22 protein-coding genes, 2 tRNA genes and 1 pseudogene are annotated in these 24356 nt (G+C 53.7%); 18 read left to right on the forward strand and 7 right to left on the reverse strand.

Going from position 1 to position 24356, the window contains the following annotated elements:
- The first annotated feature begins 103 nt into the window (after positions 1-103).
- The 5 genes from BN2684_RS17395 (at position 104) to phoU (ending at position 4683) form a co-directional block, all read left to right on the forward strand.
- Positions 104-1006 carry a phosphate ABC transporter substrate-binding protein gene (locus BN2684_RS17395; protein ID WP_058303401.1) on the forward strand — a complete coding sequence of 301 codons (903 nt, stop codon included), beginning with the start codon at positions 104-106 and terminating at the stop codon, positions 1004-1006.
- A 525-nt stretch (positions 1007-1531) separates the two neighbouring features.
- Positions 1532-2383, forward strand: a complete 852-nt coding sequence (pstC, locus tag BN2684_RS17400; protein ID WP_316245532.1) for a phosphate ABC transporter permease subunit PstC — start codon at positions 1532-1534, stop codon at positions 2381-2383.
- On the forward strand, positions 2380-3246 hold the full coding sequence (gene pstA, locus BN2684_RS17405) for a phosphate ABC transporter permease PstA (protein WP_058303403.1): 867 nt from the start codon (positions 2380-2382) through the stop codon (positions 3244-3246). The genes pstC and pstA overlap by 4 nt, the downstream gene beginning before the upstream one ends.
- Before the next feature lie 3 nt (positions 3247-3249).
- The gene (pstB, locus tag BN2684_RS17410) at positions 3250-4011 is read left to right on the forward strand and encodes a phosphate ABC transporter ATP-binding protein PstB (RefSeq protein ID WP_058303404.1); all 762 of its coding nucleotides are present in this window, start codon (positions 3250-3252) and stop codon (positions 4009-4011) included.
- Positions 4012-4023: 12 nt separating this feature from the next.
- A complete protein-coding gene (gene phoU, locus BN2684_RS17415) occupies positions 4024-4683 on the forward strand; it encodes a phosphate signaling complex protein PhoU (RefSeq protein WP_058303405.1) in 660 nt (219 codons plus the stop codon).
- 148 nt (positions 4684-4831) lie between these two features.
- Here the strand turns inward: phoU and BN2684_RS17420 are convergent, their stop codons facing one another.
- Entirely contained in the window at positions 4832-5584 is a 753-nt protein-coding gene (locus BN2684_RS17420; RefSeq protein ID WP_058303406.1) for an HAD family hydrolase, read from the reverse strand.
- Between the two features lie 285 nt (positions 5585-5869).
- Here BN2684_RS17420 and polA point away from each other — a divergent pair, with 285 nt between their 5' ends.
- The 5 genes and pseudogenes from polA to BN2684_RS17445 all read left to right on the forward strand — a co-directional run bounded on the left by polA (position 5870) and on the right by BN2684_RS17445 (position 11611).
- Positions 5870-8578: a DNA polymerase I gene (gene polA, locus BN2684_RS17425; protein ID WP_058303407.1), complete on the forward strand. Its 2709-nt coding sequence runs from the start codon at positions 5870-5872 to the stop codon at positions 8576-8578.
- Between the two features lie 220 nt (positions 8579-8798).
- Positions 8799-9638: pseudogene (mutM, locus tag BN2684_RS17430) on the forward strand (DNA-formamidopyrimidine glycosylase).
- 101 nt (positions 9639-9739) lie between these two features.
- Positions 9740-10444 carry a sporulation membrane protein YtaF gene (ytaF, locus tag BN2684_RS17435; protein WP_058303408.1) on the forward strand — a complete coding sequence of 235 codons (705 nt, stop codon included), beginning with the start codon at positions 9740-9742 and terminating at the stop codon, positions 10442-10444.
- 13 nt (positions 10445-10457) lie between these two features.
- Positions 10458-11054: a dephospho-CoA kinase gene (gene coaE, locus BN2684_RS17440; RefSeq protein WP_058303409.1), complete on the forward strand. Its 597-nt coding sequence runs from the start codon at positions 10458-10460 to the stop codon at positions 11052-11054.
- Positions 11051-11611 carry a lytic transglycosylase domain-containing protein gene (locus BN2684_RS17445; protein WP_058303410.1) on the forward strand — a complete coding sequence of 187 codons (561 nt, stop codon included), beginning with the start codon at positions 11051-11053 and terminating at the stop codon, positions 11609-11611. Before coaE ends, BN2684_RS17445 begins: the two co-directional genes overlap by 4 nt.
- Before the next feature lie 71 nt (positions 11612-11682).
- Here BN2684_RS17445 and BN2684_RS17450 read toward each other — a convergent pair whose 3' ends face one another.
- Positions 11683-11901: an alpha/beta-type small acid-soluble spore protein gene (locus tag BN2684_RS17450; RefSeq protein ID WP_058303411.1), complete on the reverse strand. Its 219-nt coding sequence runs from the start codon at positions 11899-11901 to the stop codon at positions 11683-11685.
- Between the two features lie 162 nt (positions 11902-12063).
- On the opposite strand from BN2684_RS17450, the gene nrdR reads away from it, so the two are divergent.
- From nrdR to BN2684_RS17470, 4 genes are all read left to right on the forward strand, one after another.
- Positions 12064-12546, forward strand: a complete 483-nt coding sequence (gene nrdR / locus BN2684_RS17455; RefSeq protein WP_058303412.1) for a transcriptional regulator NrdR — start codon at positions 12064-12066, stop codon at positions 12544-12546.
- Between the two features lie 117 nt (positions 12547-12663).
- Positions 12664-12739 (forward strand) — tRNA-Ala (locus BN2684_RS17460).
- 7 nt (positions 12740-12746) lie between these two features.
- Positions 12747-12819 (forward strand) — tRNA-Lys (locus BN2684_RS17465).
- Positions 12820-13160: 341 nt separating this feature from the next.
- The gene (locus BN2684_RS17470; RefSeq protein WP_058303413.1) at positions 13161-14042 is read left to right on the forward strand and encodes a PhzF family phenazine biosynthesis protein; all 882 of its coding nucleotides are present in this window, start codon (positions 13161-13163) and stop codon (positions 14040-14042) included.
- A 367-nt stretch (positions 14043-14409) separates the two neighbouring features.
- On the opposite strand, the gene BN2684_RS25280 is transcribed toward BN2684_RS17470, so the two are convergent.
- The 4 genes from BN2684_RS25280 to BN2684_RS17490 form a co-directional block, all read right to left on the reverse strand.
- Positions 14410-14913 carry an NAD(P)H-binding protein gene (locus BN2684_RS25280; protein ID WP_316245523.1) on the reverse strand — a complete coding sequence of 168 codons (504 nt, stop codon included), beginning with the start codon at positions 14911-14913 and terminating at the stop codon, positions 14410-14412.
- 62 nt (positions 14914-14975) lie between these two features.
- Positions 14976-15422 (reverse strand): MarR family winged helix-turn-helix transcriptional regulator, encoded by a 447-nt coding sequence (locus tag BN2684_RS17480; protein ID WP_058303414.1) that lies wholly within the window; start codon positions 15420-15422, stop codon positions 14976-14978.
- Between the two features lie 193 nt (positions 15423-15615).
- Positions 15616-16503 (reverse strand): fructose bisphosphate aldolase, encoded by an 888-nt coding sequence (locus BN2684_RS17485; protein WP_058303415.1) that lies wholly within the window; start codon positions 16501-16503, stop codon positions 15616-15618.
- Between the two features lie 205 nt (positions 16504-16708).
- On the reverse strand, positions 16709-17599 hold the full coding sequence (locus BN2684_RS17490; protein ID WP_058303416.1) for an AraC family transcriptional regulator: 891 nt from the start codon (positions 17597-17599) through the stop codon (positions 16709-16711).
- Positions 17600-17723: 124 nt separating this feature from the next.
- On the opposite strand from BN2684_RS17490, the gene BN2684_RS17495 reads away from it, so the two are divergent.
- The 3 genes from BN2684_RS17495 to BN2684_RS17505 are packed head-to-tail and all read left to right on the forward strand — an operon-like array spanning position 17724 to position 22623.
- Positions 17724-18638, forward strand: coding sequence for a hypothetical protein (locus BN2684_RS17495; RefSeq protein ID WP_058303417.1), 915 nt, complete (start codon positions 17724-17726; stop codon positions 18636-18638).
- 22 nt (positions 18639-18660) lie between these two features.
- Positions 18661-21531 (forward strand): excinuclease ABC subunit UvrA, encoded by a 2871-nt coding sequence (gene uvrA / locus BN2684_RS17500; protein ID WP_058303418.1) that lies wholly within the window; start codon positions 18661-18663, stop codon positions 21529-21531.
- Positions 21532-21567: 36 nt separating this feature from the next.
- Entirely contained in the window at positions 21568-22623 is a 1056-nt protein-coding gene (locus tag BN2684_RS17505) for an alpha/beta fold hydrolase (RefSeq protein WP_058303419.1), read from the forward strand.
- Between the two features lie 149 nt (positions 22624-22772).
- Here BN2684_RS17505 and BN2684_RS17510 read toward each other — a convergent pair whose 3' ends face one another.
- Entirely contained in the window at positions 22773-23363 is a 591-nt protein-coding gene (locus tag BN2684_RS17510) for a TetR/AcrR family transcriptional regulator (RefSeq protein ID WP_058303420.1), read from the reverse strand.
- 176 nt (positions 23364-23539) lie between these two features.
- Here BN2684_RS17510 and BN2684_RS17515 point away from each other — a divergent pair, with 176 nt between their 5' ends.
- Positions 23540-24355 carry an SDR family NAD(P)-dependent oxidoreductase gene (locus BN2684_RS17515; RefSeq protein WP_058303421.1) on the forward strand — a complete coding sequence of 272 codons (816 nt, stop codon included), beginning with the start codon at positions 23540-23542 and terminating at the stop codon, positions 24353-24355.
- Position 24356 lies beyond the last annotated feature (1 nt).

Raw genomic sequence — 24356 nt, forward strand, 5'->3', positions numbered from 1 at the left:
CGCTTAACCTTGCGCATGTTTTTCGTTAACATAGCCCCGGTATGATGGATTCGTAGGCAAGATAGAGAGCACATACGAATAGCGAGAAGGAGGACATGGATTCATGTCGAAAAAATGGTGGAGTCTTACGATTGTATTTGTCTTGGTCATGGGGTTGCTCGCAGGCTGCGGGGAAAAGAAAGAAGGAGCCGCATCGACGGCACCGTCCGCTAGTGAAGCACCGTCGGCTGCAGCTTCCGAATCTCCTGCTGCTGAGAAAGTTGAAGGCTCTGTAACAGCTTCCGGTTCGACTGCTCTGCAGCCGCTCGTCACGCTCGCAGGCGACAAATTCATGGGGATTCATTCCGAAGTAGATGTTAAAGTAACGGGCGGCGGCTCCGGCACGGGCGTGAAGAACGTAGCTGGCGGCGTATCGGATATCGGCAACTCAGACGTAACGGCAGATGATCAATACAAAGATCAATTGGTGGACCACGTGGTTGCGGTTGCTCCTTTCGTTCTCATCGTGAGCAAGGATGTTACGGTGGACGACCTCACCAAGCAGCAAGCAGCTGATATTTTCTCCGGTAAAATCACGAATTGGAAAGAAGTCGGCGGAGAAGACAAGGCCATCAACCTGATCCACCGTCAAGAGAGCTCCGGCTCCCGCAAGCTGGTTAAGAAGATCATTCTCGACGGCGGCGAATTCGCAACCGGTGGCGTAACGCAAGAATCCAGCAAGACGGTAGCTCAAGCAGTTTCTCAAGGAACGGGCGCAATCGGTTATGTCGACGCTCCGTACGTATCGGATCAAGTGAAAGGCTTGAAGCTTGACGGTGCCGAGTACACGAAAGAAAACATTGCAAGCGGTAAGTACATCCTGTACGGCATTGAGCATATGTACACCAAAGGCGAACCGCAAGGAGCCGTCAAGGCATTCCTCGAGTACATCATGAGCAAAGATTTCATCGAGAGCGCAGAAGTTGAAAAAATGGGCTTCCTGCCTGCCGATCTGGTTAAGCAATAAATCATCGGAGAGAGGCGAGGTGCGCTGAATCGCAGCTCCCTTTCCAGAGCCTCTTCGGAGGCTCTTTTTTACTAAAGCGTGTCTTCAAAAACCATGGTATATCGACGCTGCTCTAATCCACACGGCTTGGGTTGACTGCGTACCAGGATGTGAACTTTCGTTAGGGGATGAAAGGGGAAGACCGCCCTCCGTCATACCAAGCATTATCTTGCTGTTGAGCGCGAGTGTTCTCACCTGTTTTGCATTCGGCACAGCCCTTTACAATTGCTTAATGTTTACACGGAGTTAACAAATGCCTGCTTTTCAATTAACACTCATTTCTTATGATAAAGGGGCAGTGAGACATTCTTCCTGATTCCTCTGGGCAAACTGGCAGGGGATGGGGGAGGCGCCAACGGGCGCTATTCTTGATTCGGAGGTTTTAACATGTCCGTCATTTCGGAGCGGAACAACAGCAATGCGAAGCGGGGCGGGAAGGATCTGGCAACACCCTGGTCCAAAAGACAAGCCCGCAAGGACCGCCTCATGCGCAATCTGTTTATCGGAAGCGCCGTCCTGGTTTCGGCCGTCATCTTTTCCATCATCGTGTTCGTCGGGATCCAGGGGAGCAAGACGTTTCGTGATGTATCCGTTGCCGAATTCTTCTTCAGCACCAAATGGAGCCCCTCGTCGGATAATCCGTCTTTTGGCGCGCTCCCGTTCTTGTATAGCACCTTGCTGTTAGCAGGGCTGTCGATCCTGTTAGCCGTTCCGCTCGCTTTGTCTGGCGCTGTGTTCATGGCAAAGATCGCTCCGAAATGGATGAGGGAGATTATGCGTCCGGCTGCTGATCTGTTTGTCGGAATTCCGTCCGTTGTCTATGGACTTATCGGGTTGACTGTCATTGTTCCCTTTCTCGGTAAGCATTTCAACGGTTCCAGCAGTGCGGGCTACGGAATATTGCCGGCGGCCATTGTGCTGGCGATCATGATCATGCCGACCATTCTCTCGGTGTCCGAGGATGCGCTCCGTTCGCTGCCCGGTCGTCTCGAAGAAGCGTCGCTCGCCCTCGGGGCTACCCGTTGGCAGACGATCTGGCGGGTTCTTCTTCCCGCTGCCCGTCCAGGGATCCTGACGGGGGTCATCCTCGGAATGGGACGTGCCATCGGCGAAACGATGGCGGTCTTCATGGTCATCGGGAACGCGCCGGTTGTCCCGAAGTCTCTGCTCGATTCGACAACCGTATTGACTACAGCGATCGTCAAAGACATGGCCAATACGTTCTTTAATACGACTTGGAATAATTCGCTCTACCTGATGGCGCTTATGCTTCTTCTCTTGTCGATGTCGCTTATTCTCCTGATTCGTTTTGTGGCCGGAAGGAGTGAAGTGAAATGAATAAGACTCATTCCAAGACCACAGACCGCGTGGCAACCCTCTACTTCTGGGTGTCCGGCATCGTCATCATTGGGATTCTCGCTTGGTTTCTCGTCGATATTCTAGGGAAAGGCTTGCCGCATCTATCGTGGAACTTCATCACGGGGCGTCCGTCTGAAGTATCCGCAGGCGGCGGCGTCGGCCCGATGCTGTTCAACTCGTTCTACATTCTCTTTCTCTCGCTTCTGGTATCTTTGCCGATCGGGATCGGTGCCGGTATCTACCTCGCGGTTTACGCCAAGAAAAACTGGTTCACTAACTTGATTCGGCTTTCGGTTGAAGCGCTGGCATCTGTGCCCTCTATCGTCTTCGGCCTGTTCGGAGCGCTGCTCTTCGTGAGCTGGTTCGGCTGGAAAATCTCCATCATCAGCGGTGCCGCAACGCTTTCGCTGCTCAATCTGCCGGTCCTTGTCCGGGTGACGGAGGAAACGCTTCGCACCGTTCCCGGCTCATATTGGGAGGCGTCTCTCGCGCTTGGTTCAAGCCGCTGGCAGGCAATCCGTAAGGTGCTGCTTCCCTCTGCCTTACCGGGGCTGATCACCGGGATCACTCTCGTAGCCGGACGCGCGCTCGGCGAAACGGCCGTTCTGATCTATACCGCCGGTACGGCCGCTTCCCGGACGTTCCCGAACTTTGGGCTTAAGGAAATGGGAGGTACGCTCGCCGTTCACCTCTGGTACTCGGGTTCTTCGTCGCTTGCCCCCGATGCGGATCAGATCGCCAAGGGAAGCGCTGCTCTGCTCATCTTGATCGTGCTGATCTTCAATCTGGCCATCGCCATTCCGGGCCGGATTATTCAAAAAAGACTGACCGGAGGGAAATAAACCGTGAACGAATCGCATAAAATCCAAGTTGAGAGCTTGAATCTGCATTACGGCGACAACCAGGCGTTATACGATATCAATCTAGGCATAGAAAGCAATTCCATCACCGCGCTGATCGGACCTTCTGGCTGCGGCAAATCGACCTTTTTACGCACGCTCAACCGGATGAACGACCTCATCGACAATGTACGGATCACCGGCAGAGTTGTGGTGGAAGGCGAAGATATCTACGCACCGGACACGGACGTCGTATCGCTCCGCAAACGGGTGGGCATGGTGTTCCAACGGCCCAACCCCTTCCCAATGTCGATCTACGATAACATTGCTTACGGCCCGCGGATTCATGGAATCAAAAAGAAAGCCGATCTGGACGCGATTGTGGAACGCAGCCTGAAGCAAGCGGCACTCTGGGACGAAGCCAAGGACCGCTTGAACAAATCTGCACTCGGTCTGTCCGGCGGTCAGCAGCAGCGGCTATGCATCGCCCGTCTCCTGGCGGTGGAGCCGGACGTCCTGCTCATGGACGAACCGACCTCCGCACTCGATCCGATTTCCACCCTTAAGGTGGAAGAACTGACCGGACAGCTTAAGGATCGATATACCATCATCATCGTCACCCACAACATGCAGCAGGCGGCGCGGATTTCCGACACCACGGCATTCTTCCTCAATGGCTATCTGATCGAGTCGAGCAACACGGAGAAGATGTTCCAGACTCCGAGCGACAAGCGCACGGAAGATTATATTACCGGACGATTCGGCTAAGGAGGTATTTCCATGGATACGAGATCAAACTACCACCAATCCTTGGATGAGCTGCAGCTTGAGCTGCTCGCCATGGGTCGGCTCGTCGAAGAGCAAATCCGCCAGTCGGTCGAATCGCTCAAGACGATCGACGACAAGATGGCACGGGAGATCGTCGAGGTGGACGACACGATTGATGCGATGCTGATGAAGATCGAAGAGCGCAGCTTGAAGCTAATTGCTCTGCAGCAGCCGCTCGCAAGCGATCTGCGCATCATCGGCATGGCGATGAAGATCGCCGTTGATCTGGAACGGATTGCCGACCATGCGGTGGATATCGCCAAGGTGACGCTCCGAATGGCGGGAGACTCGCTGGTCAAGCCGCTGGTTGATATCCCTTATATGGCGGAGCTCGCCATCGAAATGCTGCGCGAATGCATTCGCTCCTACACGGAACGCGACATTCAGCGCGCGGCCGCTTTGGCCGAGAAGGACGACCAGGTGGATAGCCTGTACAGCAAGGTTCTCACCGAGCTGACGGGGATGATGGGCAATGATCTGCGGGTGAACCGCCAGCTTACGCACTTGATGCTCGTCTCGCATTACATCGAGCGGGTAGCAGATCACACGACGAATATCGGCGAAGGCGTCATCTACATGGTGACCGGCAAGCGCAAAGATTTGAACGTCTAGTCGATGCCGAGCAAGAATAGGAGAGAAGCCCAAAATGACCTCATTGTCCACGGTGAAGTGGAAGACGAGGTCATTTTTTTACAGCCAAGTTTCCTTAATGTCGAATTCGGATCCATTCTTGCCTATATGCTGGAGATTCTAATCCCGTTTAGCGAAACAGCGAGGCCACCTCTTGAAGGGTAGTCGCTTGAAGAAGCCAGCCCTGGTCTTTTTTTTGCATGACAGGCGCTGCATTCTCTTTTTCCGGTCGGAACCAGCAGACGTCCATGCCGACACGGAGAGCCCCTGCCACATCCTTGATCTTCGAATCGCCTATCATCAAGGACTCGCCGGGCCGGACGCCGAGCGCTTGCATGGCTTGACGAAACACTTCCGGATGCGGTTTTCCTCGCTTACCGGGCATGGATGTGAAGATGCGGTGCGGGGGGAAAAAGGCGTCAAGCCCCGAATGGCTGACCCGCCGCAATAACCGTTCTCGGCTGCCGTTGCTGATGAGGGCAAGCTTTCGCTCGCTCGACAGCTCGGCAAGAATGTCCTTTGCACCCGGGTACAGGATCGGGTGTTGTTCCTGCCGCTCGCGGATGGTTCGGTCCAGGCGGTGGATAAGCGCCTGATCTTTGCCGAATGGAAGGCCCTCCAGCGCCTTTGCTAAGCAGGCAAAGCGGATGATTGCAGGATTTAACTTGTCCTTGGCCGATCGCCCCGACAATCGCTCCTGCTCCTTATGGAAGAGATCGAGTGCGCTCTGGCAGAAGTCAGCCTTATCCACAGCCCAGCGTCCTGTCATATCCTCGAATACAGTTAGGAATGCGCTGTCGAAGCTGGCCTTCGAGTCAATCAGGGTACCGTTCAAATCGAAGAACACGGCTTTTTTACCCGCGCCTTCCGTCCATTTGTCCATAGTCGGCCTCCTTCTAAAAGCCGGTTTGGTGCGCGCCTGGGGGAGCTTCCCGATCCGCCGAATAAGGGCAACTGATCGTCAATGATGCTTCGGCAGCCGCCGGTGTGCAGCGGCAACCTCCGTTTTGTAGCTGGAGCCACCGGTGTGCAGCGGTAGCTTCCGGTGCGCAGCACCAACCTCCGACGGCATACCCTCTGCTTCATGCGTATGCCGCAGGGAATCATTTTATCCAGCAGACCCGTTATGCTATGATGACACTAGAACTCGTTAACGAAGAGGTGTGTCATGAGCAAACTTGTACTGATCGACGGAAACAGCATTGCCAGCCGGGCGTTCTACGCGCTCCCCTTGTTAAGCAATTCCTCCGGATTACATACGAATGCCGCATACGGCTTCACTACCATGCTGCTCCGACTGATCGAAGAGGAGAAGCCGACTCATTTTCTCGTAGCCTTCGACGCGGGCAAGATCACCTTCCGCCATTCCGGCTATCAGGAATACAAAGGCGGCCGGGCCAAGACCCCGCCGGAGTTGTCCGAGCAGTACCCCCTTATCAAGGAGCTCGTACGGGCCTTCGGCATCGCCCAGTTTGAGCTGGAAGGCTATGAAGCCGACGATATCATCGGAACGATGAGCCGTGTAGGCGAAGAGGCGGGGATGGAAGTGGTCATCGTCTCCGGTGACAAGGATATGCTGCAGCTTGCATCCGACCGGGTCACCATCGCACTGACTCGCAAAGGGATCAGCGAAACGGAGCGCTTCGATCCGGCCCATATCAAGGAAGTCTATGACCTCGTCCCCGACCAGATCCGCGATCTGAAGGGACTGATGGGCGATACCTCGGACAACATTCCCGGGATTCCCGGCGTCGGTGAGAAGACGGCGCTCAAGCTGCTCCATGAGCATCCGACCGTAGAGGAAGTGCTCGAAGCAGCAGACGGCATCAAAGGCAAGCTCGGGGAAAAGGTGCGGGCTCACGCAGACGACGCGCGGATGAGCAAGGAGCTCGCGACCATCTTCCGCGAGGTTCCGATGGACGTTGCTTGGGAGGACAAGCAGTATGCCGGTTATGACGGACCGTCCCTCGGCGGACTGTTCCGCAAGCTGGAGTTTAAGTCACTGCTGGAAAAGATGGACTTCTCCGGAGGAACGCATCCGGTTGGAGCGGATGCGGGAGGACCTGCGGAGAACGGAGAAGGCGAGACGAGTTCTTCCGCCACGGCCCAGGATCAGGATATCATGGAGACAATTCTTCTTACGTCAGACACTCTGGGAGCCTTGATCGAGCAGCTTCCCCATGTTCAAGCTGTTCACATCGAGACGATCGGCGATAACCCTCATGTGGCCGACTTGGCTGGACTTGGTTTTCTGGCAGGGGAATCCGGTTATTTCATGACAGAGGATCTGCTCGCGCTGCCGGAAGCGGCATCGATCCGGGAATGGCTGAGCGATCCGGCTATTCCGAAAACGGTCTGCGACGTTCACCGGGCGAAGGTGGCGCTTGCCTGGCGCGGCATTCCGTTGAACGGCTGCGATTTCGATGTGGTCCTCGCCGCTTATCTGCTCGATCCGACGGAATCGACGCTCACCCTGCACGCTATGGTGAACAAGTACGGTCTGCCTGGAATCGCCGATGACACCGAAGTGTATGGCAAAGGTGCCAAGTTCAAGCTGCCGGAGGCTGAAATACTCAGCAGCCATCTGAAGCGGAAAGCGGCTGCAATCGCCAAGATTGCAGCCGTTCAGAAGAAGGAGCTGGATGAGAAGGAGATGTCTGGCTTATTCTTCGACCTGGAGCTCCCTCTTGCCGGCGTTCTCGCCGATATGGAGCTCCAAGGCATGAAGATCGCTCCGGAGGTGCTGAACGCGATCGGCGACGAGCTCAAGCAGCGAATCGAAGCGCTTGTGGCCGATATCTATCGCCATGCCGGGACGGAGTTCAATCTGAACTCTCCCAAACAGTTGGGCGAGATCCTGTTCAATAAGCTCGGGCTGCCCGTGATCAAGAAGACAAAGACCGGTCCCTCTACCGATGTGGAGGTATTGGAACGCTTGCGCAGCCGCCATGAGGTAGTCGCGCATATCCTCGATTACCGGACGCTGGCCAAGCTTCAGTCCACCTATATTGAAGGATTGCTGAAAGAAGTTCGTCCCGAAACCGGGAAGATCCATACCTTTTACCGTCAGACGATCACGGCGACCGGAAGGCTCAGCAGCCAATATCCCAATCTGCAAAATATCCCGATCCGCCTGGAGGAAGGGCGTAAGATCCGCAAAGCCTTCGTTCCGTCTGAACCAGGCTGGAAGATTATATCTGCGGATTACTCGCAGATTGAGCTGCGCGTGCTTGCCCACATCTCCAAGGATGAGCGGCTGATCGATGCCTTCCATCACAACATGGATATTCATACCAAGACCGCCATGGACGTCTTTGGCGTCACGGAGGATCAGGTTGACCGCAACATGCGCCGCTCGGCGAAGGCCGTCAATTTCGGTATCGTTTATGGAATCAGCGATTACGGCCTGTCCCAAAACCTCGATATTTCCCGGGCGGAAGCGGCCAAATTCATCGAACAGTATTTCGCCATCTTCCAGGGCGTGCGCAAATACATGGACGATATCGTCCAAACCGCCCGTCGCGATGGCTATGTAACGACTCTGCTGAACCGGCGCCGCTACCTTCCGGAGATCAATGCTTCCAACTACAACCTGCGGTCCTTTGCAGAGCGGACGGCGATGAACACGCCGATTCAAGGAACAGCGGCCGACATCATCAAGCTCGCGATGGTGCAGATGGCGAAACGCCTGCAGGACGAGAAGCTGAACAGCCGCATGCTGCTTCAGGTGCATGACGAACTGGTCTTCGAAGTACCGGAGGAAGAAGTCGAACGGATGAAACAGCTGGTGCCTGAAGTCATGGAGGGCGCTCTCGCTCTCGATGTCCCGCTGAAGGTAGAAGTGGAATACGGAGCGGACTGGTACGAGGCAAAATGAGGATTCCGCACGGGTTCATCTTTTAACCCACGTGTACGAGCTATTCATGGTCGAGAAGGCAGCGAGCTGCCCGCAGGAAATGAGCGGAAAAGGTGGTCACCTTGCTTAGGATGCGGTATGCTTAAGGGAGTCATGTCCAGCACCTTGAAATAGGCAGCCCATAAGCCTAATAAGCAACTGGAACCATGGCATCATCTTAGAGCAAGAGAGGAATAAGGCCATGCCGGAACTACCCGAAGTGGAAACCGTCGTCCGTACGTTAAACCGGCTTGTAGCCGGGAAAACCATAGAGCGGGTCAGCGTCATGCTCCCCCGGATTATTCAGCGGCCCGCCGAACCGGATGCCTTTGCAGCGGCACTAGCCGGGCAAACCATCCAAGGCATTGAACGCCGAGGCTAATTCATTCGTTTTCTTCTAGACGATCTGACGCTCGTCTCCCACCTGAGGATGGAAGGCCGTTATGGCGTGTACCCGACGGATGAGCCTATTGAGAAGCATACCCATGTCATCTTTCATCTGACAGACGGAACCGAGCTGCGTTACCGGGACGTCCGTCAATTTGGTACCATGCATATCTTCAAGGCGGGGGAAGAATGGAACCTTCCGCCCTTGCATAAACTGGGATTGGAACCGCTCGATCCAGCTTTTACCCCGATGGCACTTAAGAATCGGATTGGGGACAAGCCGACCAAGCTTAAGCCGCTGCTTCTCAATCAGGAAGCAGTTGCGGGTCTCGGCAACATCTACGTCGACGAAGCGCTCCACCGGGCCGGCCTTCATCCTGAAAGGCCGGCTAATTCCCTATCCGCCAAAGAAATGAAGAAGCTGCATGATGCGATTACGACCGTCCTTCAGGAGGCGGTGGAAGCGGGCGGCTCCTCGATTAAATCCTATGTCAACGGGCAGGGCGAGATGGGCATGTTCCAACAGCAGCTCCACGCATACGGGCAGACGGGTAAGCCGTGCCGAACTTGCGGGCAGCTCATCGAGAAGACCCGGCTCGCCGGACGCGGGACCCATTATTGTCCGAAGTGCCAGCGAATCCCCGCCCAAAAATGAGTGCACGATTCGGCTCGCGCCGCCATATCTTGAGATTGGGTCGCTTCTGAAGGCGGACCTAATCTGCCGACTTCCCAGTCGGCACAAGGGAGGGCAACGCGTTGTCGTCGATCGTGTCCCTGTTGCTATTAGCGTTTGCCGTAAGCTTGGACGGTTTTGGAGTCGGAGCGATGTATGGCCTGCGCAAGATTCGCATTCCGTTCCTATCGCTCGTGATCATCTCCCTGTGTTCCGCGCTCGTGATTCTGTTGTCCATGAAGCTTGGAGTTTGGCTGCTGCGCTTTATTCCAGCGGTCATGGCCAAGGATATTGGGGCTATGATCTTGATTGGGATCGGGATTTGGACGGTTTACCAAGTCAGCATGCAGAAGGACGAACCGGAGAGCGAAGCATCGGATCGTCGAAAGGAGAAGCGGGCCGACTCTTCCGTACAGGACTCGGAATTACAGGACCCAGAAACAACGAAGCCGCTGTTTACCTTTGAGTGGAAGCGGATGGGGATTGTCATTCAAATTCTGCGTACCCCATCGGCCGCCGACATGGACCGATCCGGCATCATTTCGCCGGCGGAAGCGGGACTTCTCGGAATCGCATTATCTTTTGATGCTTTCGGAGCAGGAATCGGGGCAGCCCTCATTGGATACCCGCCCCTGATGACGGCGGCTATTATTGCAGGAACAAGCGGGCTTTTCCTTGCGAGCGGACTTCGGGTCGGCTATCGCTTTTCCGGACTCGATTGGATTCGAAGAGTATCGGCGCTGCCGGGCTGTATCTTGATCTTAATGGGGATCATGAAGATGTTGTAAGGAGTGATCAGCCTTGAATATCGGTCTTACCGGAGGAATCGCTTGCGGCAAGAGCATCGTGGCGGCCATGTTGGCCGACCGCGGTGCATTTATCGTCGATGCGGATCTCATTGCCCGGGAGGTTGTGGAGCCGGGGAGTGTTGGCCTGGAACGGATTGTTCAGCATTTTGGCCGGGACATGCTGCTGCCGGACGGTTCCCTTCATCGGCAGGAGCTGGGGAAGCGAATCTTTGCCGATCCCAAGGAACGCGAGGTGCTGGATGGCATTCTTCATCCCCTTATCATAGCGGAAATCTCCAGACGAATGGATCATTTTGCCGCGGATCATCCGGACAAGCTGGTCGTTGCAGATGTTCCACTCTTGTATGAAAGCGGAATGGAAGAGCTTTTTGAGGAAGTGATGGTCGTATATGCACCTCCGTCTCTGCAAACGGAACGGTTGATGGAGCGAAACGGTCTTACCCGCGAAGAAGCGGAGCAGCGGATAACTTCGCAGATGTCGATTGGGGAGAAAGCGAAACGGGCTGACATCCTCATCCATAATGACGGAACCTTGGAACAAACCGAACGTCAGATAGCGGATTTCTGGCGGCAGAAGGGGCTGTCATGAAAAGAATCCGTAAAAAGCGATTTTACGCCCTTCTTTTTCTTGCGATGATGCTTGTGCTTTTTTACAATAATACGTGGATAGGCCGTCTGATCTATCCCATTCAGTACCGAGAGGATATTGAAGCGGCTGCGGCGGCCAATCAGGTAGATCCGTTGCTCATCGCGGCCATCATCCGGGTAGAGAGCAACTATCGGACCTCCTCGGAATCCCACAAGGGTGCACTCGGCATCATGCAGTTGATGCCGGATACGGCGAACTGGCTGATTGAGCGGGACAGCTCGCTCGCTTCGCTTCGAAACCGAGATCTAAAGGACCCGAAGGTAAACATTCAGTTAGGCGCCCGTTATCTGAATTACTTAAACGACCGCTTTGGCGGCAATCGGACGGCCATCTCCGCTGCATACAATGCCGGACACGGCAAGGTGGCACGCTGGCTGGAAGATAAAACATGGGATGGAACGCTTGAACAAGCGGATCGGATTCCCATCAATGAAACCCGCAAATATGTGAAGTCCGTGGAGTATTATTACTCCAAATACGTTCAGGTCTACCGCTAAAGAAAGAAGCGCCGGACAAGCTATCCTGCTTGTCCGACACTTCGCTTTACTTTCGGGTTAAGAATGAATCATTATTTGCCGGCCAGCTGCTGCTCGGCGATTTCGACAAGACGGCGGGTGATGTGGCCTCCGATTGCACCCGTATCGCGGGATGCCATATAGCCGTAGTAACCGTCTTGCGGAATTTGAATGCCAAGCTCTTGGGCAACTTCATATTTCAGTTGATCCAAAGCCTGATTGGCTTGGGGAACAACCAAAACGTTGCTGCTGCGAGATTGTCCTGCTCCCATGTGTGTCACCTCCTCGTCAGTTGGTACCTGTATTATGTGCCGTAGCGAGGACTTCATTCAGGATGAGGATGGCAATTTCAACCACCGCCTTCGGGCTTACGTCCCGCGAGGCTTGGACATTCTTTCACAACTCACTAATTACCGCGAGGGAAGGTGCCCTTAATGAAATGCCCCTATTGTGATCACGTGGGAACCAAAGTGCTGGACTCCCGTGCTGCCAACGAAAACAAATCCATTCGCCGACGGCGTGAGTGCGAAAACTGCCTGCGCCGCTTCACGACCTTTGAAATGGTGGAAGAGACCCCGCTCATGGTCGTCAAAAAGGACGGAAGCCGGGAGGAGTTCAGCCGCGACAAAATTTTGCGCGGGTTGATGAGGGCTTGCGAGAAGCGTCCGGTATCGGTCGAACAGATGGAAGCCATCGTGTCTGAGGTGGAGCGGAAGATCCGCGAAACAGCCCTCTCCGAAGTCGAGAGTCGCGATATCGGCGAGCTGCTCATGGATGAGCTGTATCCCGTCGATGAAGTCGCCTTCGTCCGTTTCGCATCCGTGTATCGCCAGTTCAAGGACATCAATGTGTTTATGAAGGAGCTGTCCTCGCTTCTGACCAAAAACCAGGGCGTTGTAACGGAAGAGAAGGAATGAATGAGTTTCGAGCGCTAATAAAGTTTTTTCAAAAAAAGACTTGCGCACTTCGGGATTGTCCTGTATAATCTGTTCTTGTGGCCGACGAAAAGCTTGCTTGGTAGCCACAAGAAACAAGGGGCCTTAGCTCAGCTGGGAGAGCGCATCGCTGGCAGCGATGAGGTCAGGGGTTCGATCCCCCTAGGCTCCACCAAATATGTGGGTTCTTAGCTCAGTTGGTAGAGCAATTGACTCTTAATCAATCGGTCCAGGGTTCGAGCCCCTGAGAACCCACTACAAGAGGAAAAGGACGGCATTCGTGCCGTTCTTTTCTGTTTTCTACAGATGCCTATTTATTGAGCATTTCCCAAATTCGGAGTTAGTTCAAACAACAGAGAATATTTCAAGTTATTAAGCCTCCGACTTACACAAATGAATTTGTACAAAAATTAGCGTAATAGAAAACGTAATAGGTATAAAATCGCCAAAAGAACAGCGGAAATGCTGTTCTTTTCGTGTTCCTTGTCAATTTGTCTCACTTGGGTCCGTTGTGACATATGGACTTGCAACTAGAATCGAGTTCCTGTTACCTTAACGAGGTAGTCTACTTAAATCGACCAGTAGGGGACAAAGACATGAGAACATTTGCCTATCGAAAAGTGGATGCCTTTACTTCCGGCAGCTCCAAAGGAAATCCGGCCGCCTATCTGATGACAGGCGACACCCAATTGACCGATGAGGAAATGCTGGCAATCGGGCAGGATCATCGCGGTTTTGTCAGTGAGGTCGTATTCTGCTCTTCTTCGACCGTTGCGGACGTGAAGCTTACCTACTATTCCTCCGAATGCGAAGTGGATTTCTGCGGTCATGGAACGGTAGCCGCGATGTATGATTATATCCAAAACGACGAAGCGCTGCGCGCAAAAAGCGAAATTACCATCGAGACGAACAAAAAGGGAATCCTGACGATTTACAATCGCCTGAGTGAGCAAGATTCTGTTTTTATCACCGCACCGCAAGCAGAGTGGCTGCCGCTTCCCGTCACCAAGGAAGAGATCGCCGATGCATTGGGCGTATCCGCCGTCCAGCTTTCGTCCGAGCTTCCTTTCGACCTGATCGATGCTGGACTAAGGACGCTGATCGTCCCTGTTCCTGATTTCGATGTTGAAGTGTCCGTTTATCCTGAGCAGAGCAAGCTGAAGGACTTCTGTATTCAATTCGGCATCGATATCATCCTGCTATTTTGCATGTACACAAGCACTCCCGACTCTATCGCCCATACAAGGGTGTTTGCGCCCAGATTTGGCTATCTGGAGGACCCGGCCACCGGGTCCGGCAACAGCGCGTTCGCCAACTACATGCTCAAAAATGAACTGTGGGACGGCAGAGCCACAAAGGCGGAGCAGGGCGGGGACAACCTCGTATACAATTCTGTCCACTTGATCCGGCAAGACGGGGATATCCTTTTTGGCGGAGGTGCAACCGTTCGTATTGCGGGAGAGTACTTTGTAGAGTAAGGGCTATATATACCTCTCGCTGGACGATCGTAAAGAACCTCTAGGAACCCTAGGACAGCTTGGGGATAAAGGGCTCAATGCTTTCCTTCAAAGTCAGGACCGGACGACCCACAAGCTGCTCCAAATCGTTCGAGGTGGAGGAGGTGTCGATCCGGCTCAAGAATCCATAGATCCAGTGTTGAACGGGCTCTTCGCGTATCCCAACGAGTTTGCCTGTAAGCTCAGAGAGTGCTCCAACAAGATCGTGAAAGGTCCATGCGGACGGCGCAACGAGCTCATAGGTTTTACCGATATGTTCTTGTCCTTGCTCAGATAGGACGATTGCGATGGCTTCAGCGAGATCGCGGCGCGTTACGGAGTTGAAAGCTCAGTCCCCCGGGGGAACAGTCAGGCTTCCATGGGCAATAGCCGCGTTCAGATCGAGAGCGTCTACGAAATCGACATACAAACCGCTGCGAAGAAAGGTATAAGCAATGCCGGTGGTGCGAATAGCATGCTCGGTAGCGGTATGCAGATGGGTGAGCGAAACCTGTCCTTTGTCGGCAAAAGCGAAGCTGGTATAGAGGAGATGGCCGACCTTCGCTTTCTTGGCGGCTTCGATCGCATGGGCATGCTGGCGCATCCGAATGGTATCATCGGGGTGAGGGCTCGAGATCAAGAGCAGTTGGGATGCTCCGGCAAAGGCTTGTTCCAAGGAATCGGGCTGGTCGTAGTCACAATGGCGGACTTCTACGCCCAGCTCCGCGTAGGCGGTTCCGGACTCGACATGGCGGACGCAAGCGACGATCCTCTCGGCCGGGATGCGGTTGAGAAGGTGCTGTATGATGAGGCTGCCCAATTTTCCGTTGGCTCCGGTTATGGTGATGGACATGGCGAACATACTCCTTTCAATTTATCAAGTTAGTTAAACGCTTAACTAAATCCACAAAAAAATTATGTCTTACCAAGCTTTTGCAGCAAACCGATAAGCTGTGTCATCTCCTGCTCGCTCAACGCTTGCAGCTTATCCGCAACCTGCTGCCGATTTTCCGGTAAATGATCGAGCAAAAGCCTTTGCCCTTCGCTAGTAATGGTAATAACCGACTTCCGACCGTCCTCGGGGTGGGAATCGCGGAGGATGAGTCCGTCGTTTTCCAGAGGAATGAGCAGGAGGCTGATATTCGCCTTGGTTACCCCGATCTTCTGGGCTAGCCTTGAGGGAAGCAGAGTGCCGCCTTCCTTCATGAGCTCGACCAGGATCCGGATTCTCGCGCCATTGATTCCCTTGGTTTGCCAGTACTTATCGGATACTTGAACGAGCTTGGCTGTTGCTTCCACCAAGGCGAAGAAGGTTTGCATGGGCAGCGGCAGATCGGAAACATAAGCTTGCAGGTCCTTCATGAGAGTCACATCCTAAGTAGGTGGTTAATAGCTTAACTAAATAAAGAATACCTAAGATTGCCTAGGTTTGTCAATCAATCGGTCGGGTTATCATGGAGTCGATCCGAGTATGAAAAAAGCAGCCCATCCAGGTCGGACGGACTGCTTTTTGATCCCCAACTCGGGGGGTAATCGATATAAGCTGAAGGGCGAGTTACGCGATGGAAGCTTCGTAGATCGCCTGAATGGATTCTGCCAGCGTTGCATTGAAGTCTTCGTTCGTCTGTCCGTCGGACAGGCCTTGGGACAAGGCGCGCGAGAAGCTGGCGATCAGGCCATGATTGTGCTTCAGCTTTTCGTTGGCGTCCTTCTGCGAGTAGCCGCCGGAGAGGGCCACAACCCGGACCACATGCGGATCTTCCATCAAGTCGCTATAGAAATTGTTCACGGTCGGGATCGAGAGCTTCAGCATGATCTTCACGTCTTTGTCCAGGACGGACAGCTGTTTCTTGATTTCCTCTTTCAGCAGCTTTTCGGATTCGGCTTTATCCGCGCTGTTGATATCGACTTCAGGCTCGATAATCGGAACCAATCCCGCTGCGAAGATTTGCTTGCCCACCTCGAACTGCTGCTCCACCACCTTGCGGATGCCTTCCGGATTCGCTTCTTTGATGACCGAGCGCATTTTCGTCCCGAAGATGTTCCTTTCAACGGCGCGCTTCAGCAGGTCGTCCAGACCGGGAATCGGCTTCATGACCTGAACTCCGCCGTCAAGTGCGGCGAGCCCTTGGTCAACTTTCAGAAACGGAACAATTCCTTTCTTTTCCCACAGATAATCGGCTGTGAGTTGACCGTCGATGGAGCGATCCATCGTGTTCTCGAACAGGATGGCCCCCAGGATATACTCGGAATCGAACGCGGGCGTCTTGATGATGCGCGTTCTCATTTCGTGAACTAATTCGAACATCTCTTCGTCATTGGAATAACGATTTTCCTTAACCCCGTACTCGAGCAGAGCCTTAGGGGTGCTGCCTCCGCTTTGGTCCAGGGCCGCGATAAAGCCCTTTCCTGTATGGATTCGATCCAGTTGCTTCGTGTTCATGGATGGTTCCCCTTTCCTTGTAGGTATTGGAATGACGTCTTGAATCTCATTAGTATAGCACTTTTTCATTCGTACATACACTCGGACGGGCTGCAGGTCCGTTGTCAGCCTTAATGATCTCGACAGTTGTCGACGGTACTTTACGCGAGACATACAGGAATGAATTAAAATCAATTGATGGCTGCCGATCAAAAGGATATCCCGTTCACAACGCCGTGATCGGGTAGTAGAGGTCGCATTCGCAATAGTGCTTGCTACATTTGGCGTAGTTGATGGATTCGAAGTGGAAGCATTCCTTTAGGTCGATCTCCACGGTCGGCATCCAGACATCAGAGACATAAGCCCATATCCCCTCAAGCGATCGAGAGGTGATGTCCTCCGGGCGATGGGAGCCCATGTAGGTGAAGACTCCGTATTTATAGGCGCGGAGCTGCTTCTTGTTCATATCCGGCGGGATGATGCTGGCTGCATTGACTTGGACGGAGGGCTGATAGAAGGTAAAGCCTTCAAAGGGACTAGGCACGGTCGTATAGCCGATATAGGTATCCTTATCCACCGGGTTGATAATTCGGGGCCGGCTGTTGTAGAAGAAGTCGACGCCTAGCCGGTTGGCGGTCTGGTTCTCCCGGTTGTCTCTCTCGTCGACGGTGAATTCCAACCCTGCGATTGAGAAAGGCGGTCTGACGGTGATGGAGCGGAAGAAGATGAGGCCGTCTCCGGCGATTTGCAAGAAATTAGCGTTGAAACGGTCAAGAATTTGCAGGGGGATGGGATTCCTTCGCCATTTGGACGGACTGGTGTTGAATTCGTCCTTGAAGGCACGCGTGTAGGTCCGTTCGCAGCCGAACGAATATTTGGAGGAGATGAAATCAATGCTAGTCCGATCATGGATCAGATCCCCAAGCGATTGGGCAATTCTTCGCCTCCGCACGTATTCCATGAGGCCGGTCGAGGTGGCGCCTTTCCAGATGCGAAGCAGATGAAACTTGGACAGGCTCACATGATCGGCGATCCGATCCAAATTTAAATCTTCCAGCAGATGGGTTTCGATGAAATCGGTCGTTTCGTTGATCGTTTCCAAGAGTTGATGGTCCATAACAGCTCCCAGGTCAGCAATTTTTGTCCGGTTCTAGGGGAATGCGTATAGTATAATTCTACCATATTGCAGAGAAGTGAATAGATTCCATTCGAAGAGAAGAGCAGGAGGAGAACAGGCAGGCATGGATGAGCGAGAGCAAGCGGAGCTGAAGCAGCGGTATATCGAAGCGATCGACAGCTTTATCGAGAAGGTCAAGGATGATCCGAATGTGATCGCCGTGATCGTGAGCGGCAGCGTGGCGTATGATGTCGTCTGGGAAAAGAGCGATGTCGATATGACCCTCATCGTTCGCGATCAGATCTTGAAGCGAGATTCCTATTGCATCATCGAGGACGGAATTACGATCAATGTCTTTCTGACGGTTAGAAGTACCTTTCGAAGAGGGATGGAGCGGAACATTGGAGGCTCTTTCTTTCATTCTTACATTTCCAAGGGCAAAATGGTCTATACCGCTGACGACAGCCTGGCTGAGTTTTTCGAGGAGCTGAAGATCGTAGGCAGAGATGATCAAGCGTTGTCTGCGTTGTTTCTTGCGAATGAACTGATCTCTCTTAAGGATAAATGTGAAAAGTGGTTGACCGCACGAAAAGACCCGCTGTATGCGCAGTACTACTTGCTCAAAGCAGCGGAAACCTTGTCCCATATGGAGCTTTGTCTGGCAGGCATCCCCGCCTCTCGCGAATCGATCCAGAAGGCGTTGGACATCAATCCGGATTTGATCGGTCCTTTTTACGGGGATGCCATGTCCCATCTCTTCACAGAAGAGGAGATTTGGGAGGGGCTAGCGCGTATCGACCGGTATCTGGAGCGGCATCTCGACTTCATCAAGCAGCCTGTTACCCAGTTCATGGCGGATCAGGAGATCAAGACCGTGACGATGATCGCGAAGCATTTTCACACGGACGGTCACTACATCATCGGTATCTTCGACTATCTGGCGGAAAAAGGTGTGATCGACAAGGTTGCCCAAACGATTCGCATCACGCCGAAAAGCAAGCTGGCTGTCGAAGAAATCGGCTTCCTGTACATACCTTGAATCGAAAGCGAGGAAATCCGGCATGTCTGTTCGAACAACGATTGAAATCACCAACGCCAAGCAGAACAACCTGAAAAATATCTCGGTCGAGATTCCGCGGGACAAGTTTACGGTCATCACAGGGGTATCCGGCTCCGGGAAATCATCTCTCGCCTTTGATGTGATCTATGGCGAAGGCCAGCGGCGGTTCCTCGACTCGATCTCCACCTTCGCCAAGAGCCGCATCAGCCAATTGAAGAAGGCCAAGGTCGAATCGGTGCGCGGCCTCTCTCCCGTCATCGCGATCGAGCAAAAGAAAAGCAACAACAATCCACGTTCCACCGTCGGTACCGTTACGGATATAAACGATTACTTGCGTCTGCTTTATTCGACTGCGGGGGTCGGTCGGTGCCCCGAATGCAGCCAGCCTCTCAAGCAGCTGTCCGCGGCCCAGATCGCTGAGTATATCTCTTCGCTGCCCGCCGGGACGGTCATCGAGCTGCGCGCTCCGGTATACAAGCTATACGGTGAGGATTACGACAGAACCTTCCAGCTCTTGCGGGATAAGGGCTTCAAAAACCTGCTTGTCGACGGCGAGCCCTTTTCGCTGGCGGAGAAGCGGGAGCTGGATGAGTCGAAGGATTATACGATCGATTTGGTGATCGAACGCTTCACCTTAAAGCCGGACATCTACATCCAGTTGACGAAATCCATTGAAGCTGCGATGGTGGCCCTGGATGAAGACATTATGATCAAGGTCGAAGTCGTCGGTGGGGTGGACAAGGCATTTTACCGTCATTTCGGCTGTCCGGAGCATCATGTCTTCCTGTGCGACCTTCAGCCCTTTCACTTCTCGTTCAACACTCCCGCGAGCGCTTGCCACACTTGCCTGGGCGTAGGGATGTCCTATGTGGTGGAGCCGCGCTTTCTCGTCGTCGCCCCGGAGAAGAGCATCAGCAAGGGAGCGCTGAAAAACACCATCTACAACACCTCGGGCAAAGACAGCTACCGATCCGTGCTGATGTACAGCTTGTCCCAGAAGTACGGGTTCAGCCTGGACACTCCCTTCTGCGATCTGCCGAAGCCTATCCATGACATCCTGTTCTTCGGGACGAAGGGAGAAGTAGTCCCCATGCTGCAGCCCCCGAATTCGACCAAGAAGAACTGGCTGATTGGACGCGACCGCCCGTTCTGGGGATTCGTCAACGAGATGGAAGGCTGGTACAAGCATTACATCCGAAAGTCAGCAACCACCGAAGCCTTCGAGCCGAATTTCATAAAGGACTGCATGATCGAGAAGATTTGCCCCGAATGCCAAGGAGCGCGGCTCAAAAAACAGCGCCTTAAGGTAACGGTAGGGGATATGAGCATCGATCAGCTGAGCCGCATGCAGCTGCCGGAGCTTCACAGCTATCTCGACTCGCTCACCTTCGACGAGGATATTCGGGAAGTTGCGGAGTCGGTTATTCGCGAGATTCAGACACGAATCACGCTGCTGGCTGAGATCGGGCTGCATTACATCAGCTTGGGCCGCAGAAGCGACAGCATCTCCGGTGGAGAGATGCAGAGAATCAAGATGTCCACGCAGATCAGCAGCGAGCTCATGGGGATGCTCTATGTCATGGACGAGCCCAGCATCGGCCTTCATCCGCGCGATTCCGGTCGGGTTATCGAGACGATGAAGAAGCTGCGGGATATCGGCAATACCTTGATCGTCGTCGAGCATGACATGGAAACGATCGAGAGTGCAGACTATATCATCGAGATCGGTCCCGGGCCTGGCATCCACGGGGGCAACATCGTTGCTTCCGGCTCACTTACCGATCTCATGAACGAGCCAAATTCCGTGACAGGGCAGTTTCTATCGGGCCGAGCATCGATTCCGGTCCCCCGCAAGCGGAGAAACCTCGGGGATACCTTTCTGTCGATTCAAGGCGCTCGCGAGAACAACCTGAAGAATGTGGATCTCGATATTCCGCTCGGAGTTTTCATCTGCATCACGGGGGTGTCGGGCTCGGGGAAGAGCTCGCTCATCAATGAAATCCTGTTCAAGCAGCTCAAGATCAACAAGTCCGGAGCCCGGATCGTGGCGGGCGAGCACGACTTTCTCTTCGGAGCCGATCTGATCAACAATGTCATCAATATCGATCAGACGCCAATCGGGCGAAACAGCAAATCGAATCCCGCCACCTACATCGGAATTTATGACAAGATTCGCGACTTGTTCGCCATGCAGCCGGAAGCGCTCGACCGGGGGTATACGGCGATCGATTTCAGCCTGACTCATGCGAACGGAACTCGCTGCGAGCACTGCGCCGGTGACGGAATCATCGTAACCAACCTGCAGTTTATGGCCGATATTGAAACCATCTGTCCCGTCTGCAAGGGCATGCGCTTCTCGGAGGAAGGGCTCGAAATCAAATACAAAGGGAAGAGCATCGCCGACGTGCTGGAGATGACCGTGGAAGAGGCAAGCAAATTCTTCGCGGACCACAAGTACCTGCGTCACAAATTAGAGATCATGGAGGAGCTAGGCCTCGGCTATATGGGGCTCGGACAGAGCTCGACGACGCTGTCCGGAGGAGAGGCGCAGCGGGTCAAGCTGTCGTATGAGCTTGCCAAGATCAAGAAAGGCGCTCATAATCTATACATTCTCGACGAACCGACGACCGGGCTCCATCTCTCGGATATCCAGAAGCTGCTGTTCTCTCTGAACAAACTGGTGGACAAAGGGCATTCCGTCATCGTTATCGAGCATCACCTCGACGTGATGAAATCAGCCGATTACATCATCGACATGGGACCGGAAGGCGGCCATCAGGGCGGATATGTGGTCGCGGAAGGAACGCCTGAGCAGGTCGCCAAGGTGGAGGCTTCTCACACAGGGCGATATCTTCGCACGGTTCTCGCATAGGACAACTTCACATGCATAGCAAGGGAGAACGGCATCATGAGAAGAAGAAAGCTCAAATTCAAGTGGGTGAAGGGGGGAGTGGCCGGCCTTGCTCTGTTGATCCTCGCAGGGCTGGTATTCCCGACCTGGACTCCTCGGATTCAAGGGGAGAACAGCATCAGCGAATTGAAGAAAGTGAAGATCAACGGTGATCAGCAGGAGGTCATGATAAGGGGAAAGAACCGCCGCAACCCGGTCCTTCTCTTCGTTCATGGAGGTCCGGCCTGTTCGGAGATCCCCTACGTCCGTAAATATCAGGATCTTCTTGAGCAGAACTTTACCATTGTTCATTACGATCAACGGGGGAGCGGCAAATCCTATCACTTTTTTGAGGATTACTCCTCCGTCACGACGGATGAGCTTGTGGACGACCTGCTAACGCTGACTGATTATGTAAAAATAGAATTGAACCAACCAAAGGTGCTTCTCGTCGGGCATTCGTTCGGGACCTACATCGCCATGAAGGCGGCAGCCAAAGCCCCCGAACGGTTTTACGCTTATATCGGGATCGGGCAGGTGGCCGACACGATCGAGAGCGAGCTGGACAATCTGGATTTTGTGATCGAAGAGGCCAAGAAGGCCGGGCATGAGAAGGAAGCGGAGAAGCTGGAGCGATTGCGGGATCCGATCCGGACGGAGGGAGTAATCGCGCCCAGGGATAAGGTGCGGAAGTATGGAGGTGCGTCCAGACTAATCAAGGATCAGATGGATTACGTCAAAGGCTTCCTGTTCTCACCGGAGTACAACCTGATGGATACTCTGCGGTTCGCAAGAGGAGTTGCCGCAACGTCGGACCGCTTATTGGAGGAGGAGGCGCACCACAATCTTCCCGGACTTGTGAAGCAGTTGGACATTCCCGTCTATTTCGTTATGGGAAAGTATGACCATATGACCTCTGCCAAGGTCGCTCGCGCCTATTATGACACGTTGACCGCTCCGGAGAAAGAGTTTATCCTGTTCGATCAATCCGCTCACTACCCCCAGTTTGAGGAAAAGGAAACGTTTGCGGAATGGCTGAATGAAACGTGGGAGGAGCTTCGCGACAGGACTTAGCGGCTGCGCTTGAGCGAAATCACACCGTGGAATCCAATAGGTTTCCACATAGCAAGACGGCATCGCAGCGCCATGGAAGGGCGGAGCGATGCCGTCTTTTTATTGGTTAATCGGAAGCTTAGAGCAATAAATAGGCAGCCTCCGGCTCATCACGGAAGCCGGCTGATAAATCGGCCCTCCAGCTCCCGATACAAGCTGCGCTTGGCCCGGTCGATATGCGAGCGATCCTCGTACAAGCTGTACAGCAGGATGCCCCCTTCGATGGTGGTCATCAGATTGGCAGCTTCTTCACACGGATCGAGTTCGGATTGAAGCTCTCCCGCCTGTTGACCTGCCTGGATCAGCTTGGCTAGCATCGTGATCCGATCGTCCATTCTGGCGCGGGCGGAGTCCTTCAAGATATGCGGGTTGTCCTCCGTTTCGACCGTGACATGGATGATGGGACAGCCTCCCGGAATGGGGAAGTGGAAGAAGGCGTCGATGAAGGCCTTTAGCTTATCGATAGACCGATCCGTCTTCGAGGTCGCTTCCATCAAGATTTCTGACTGAACGGAACAGCAATAGTCGAACGCTTGCAGCGAGAGGTCTTCTTTGTTCTTGAAATGGTTATAGAAACCGCCCTTTTGCAGACCGGTGGCGTCCATGATATCGGCGAGCGAGGTAGCGATGAAGCCTTTGCGGTTCATCAGATAAGCGGACTGTTCAATGATCCTCTGTTTGGTCACCTCTCCTTTTTTCATTACGATTACAACTCCTTTCCAGACCGGTTGTTCATTTTTATTATAACGGGACCTTGGAATCGAGCACAAGGGAATTGACATCCAAGAAAAGGGGGTTATAATGAAAAACGAACGGTCGTTCATAAATCAAGGCGAGGAATGACAGGCCTCATTCAAGCCGCGAAGGGGATGGACGTATGGAAAAGGTTTGGTTGATTACCGGTACTTCGTCGGGATTTGGTCGCCAGCTTGTCGAGCAATTGCTGCCGACCGGCGACCGGATCGTAGCGACGGCCCGCAGGCTGGAGACGATTGCAGATTACGCGGAGAAAGGGATGGACCGGGTGCTCCTGGCCGAGTTGGACGTGACCGACGCCGCACAAGCGAAGCGGGTGGCTGAGGAAGCGGTCAAGGTATTTGGGCGAATCGATGTGGTCGTCAATAACGCCGGCTATGATCTCACGGGAGCCTTTGAAGGCATGACAGACCAACAAATCCGCGATCAGTTCGAGACGAACGTATTCGGAGTCATCAACGTGATCCGCGCCACATTGCCGATCTTTAAAACGCAGGGGGCCGGTCATTATATCAACTTTTCCTCGGTGCTTGGGAAGGTCTCCTTCCCGCTCCAGAGCATCTATTCGGCGACCAAATATGCAATAGAAGGCTTGTCCGATTCCTTATCCCAGGAGCTTGCCGGCTTCGGTATCAAGACAACTGTCGTGGAACCGGCTGTCTACAAGACGGAGATCAATCGGAAGTCTCCGAGAGTGGCAGGGCTGCCTGAATATAAAAGCATATACGAGGCGGTGAGCAAGCAGTTCGCCTCCTTCCCGCATGGCGATCCCGCTCTTGCCGTGAAAGCAATCCTGGAACTGACCGCTATGGAGAATCCGCCGCTGCATTTTCCGCTTGGCGCTCCGGCTTATGCCACGATCCGGGCGGATCTGCAAGCACGGTTGGATGAACTCGGCAGCGTGGAGAAGCTTTCCGCTTTTCCTGTCGTCTCCTGAG

This window comes from Gorillibacterium timonense (genome assembly GCF_001457415.1).
Classification (GTDB): domain Bacteria; phylum Bacillota; class Bacilli; order Paenibacillales; family NBRC-103111; genus Gorillibacterium; species Gorillibacterium timonense.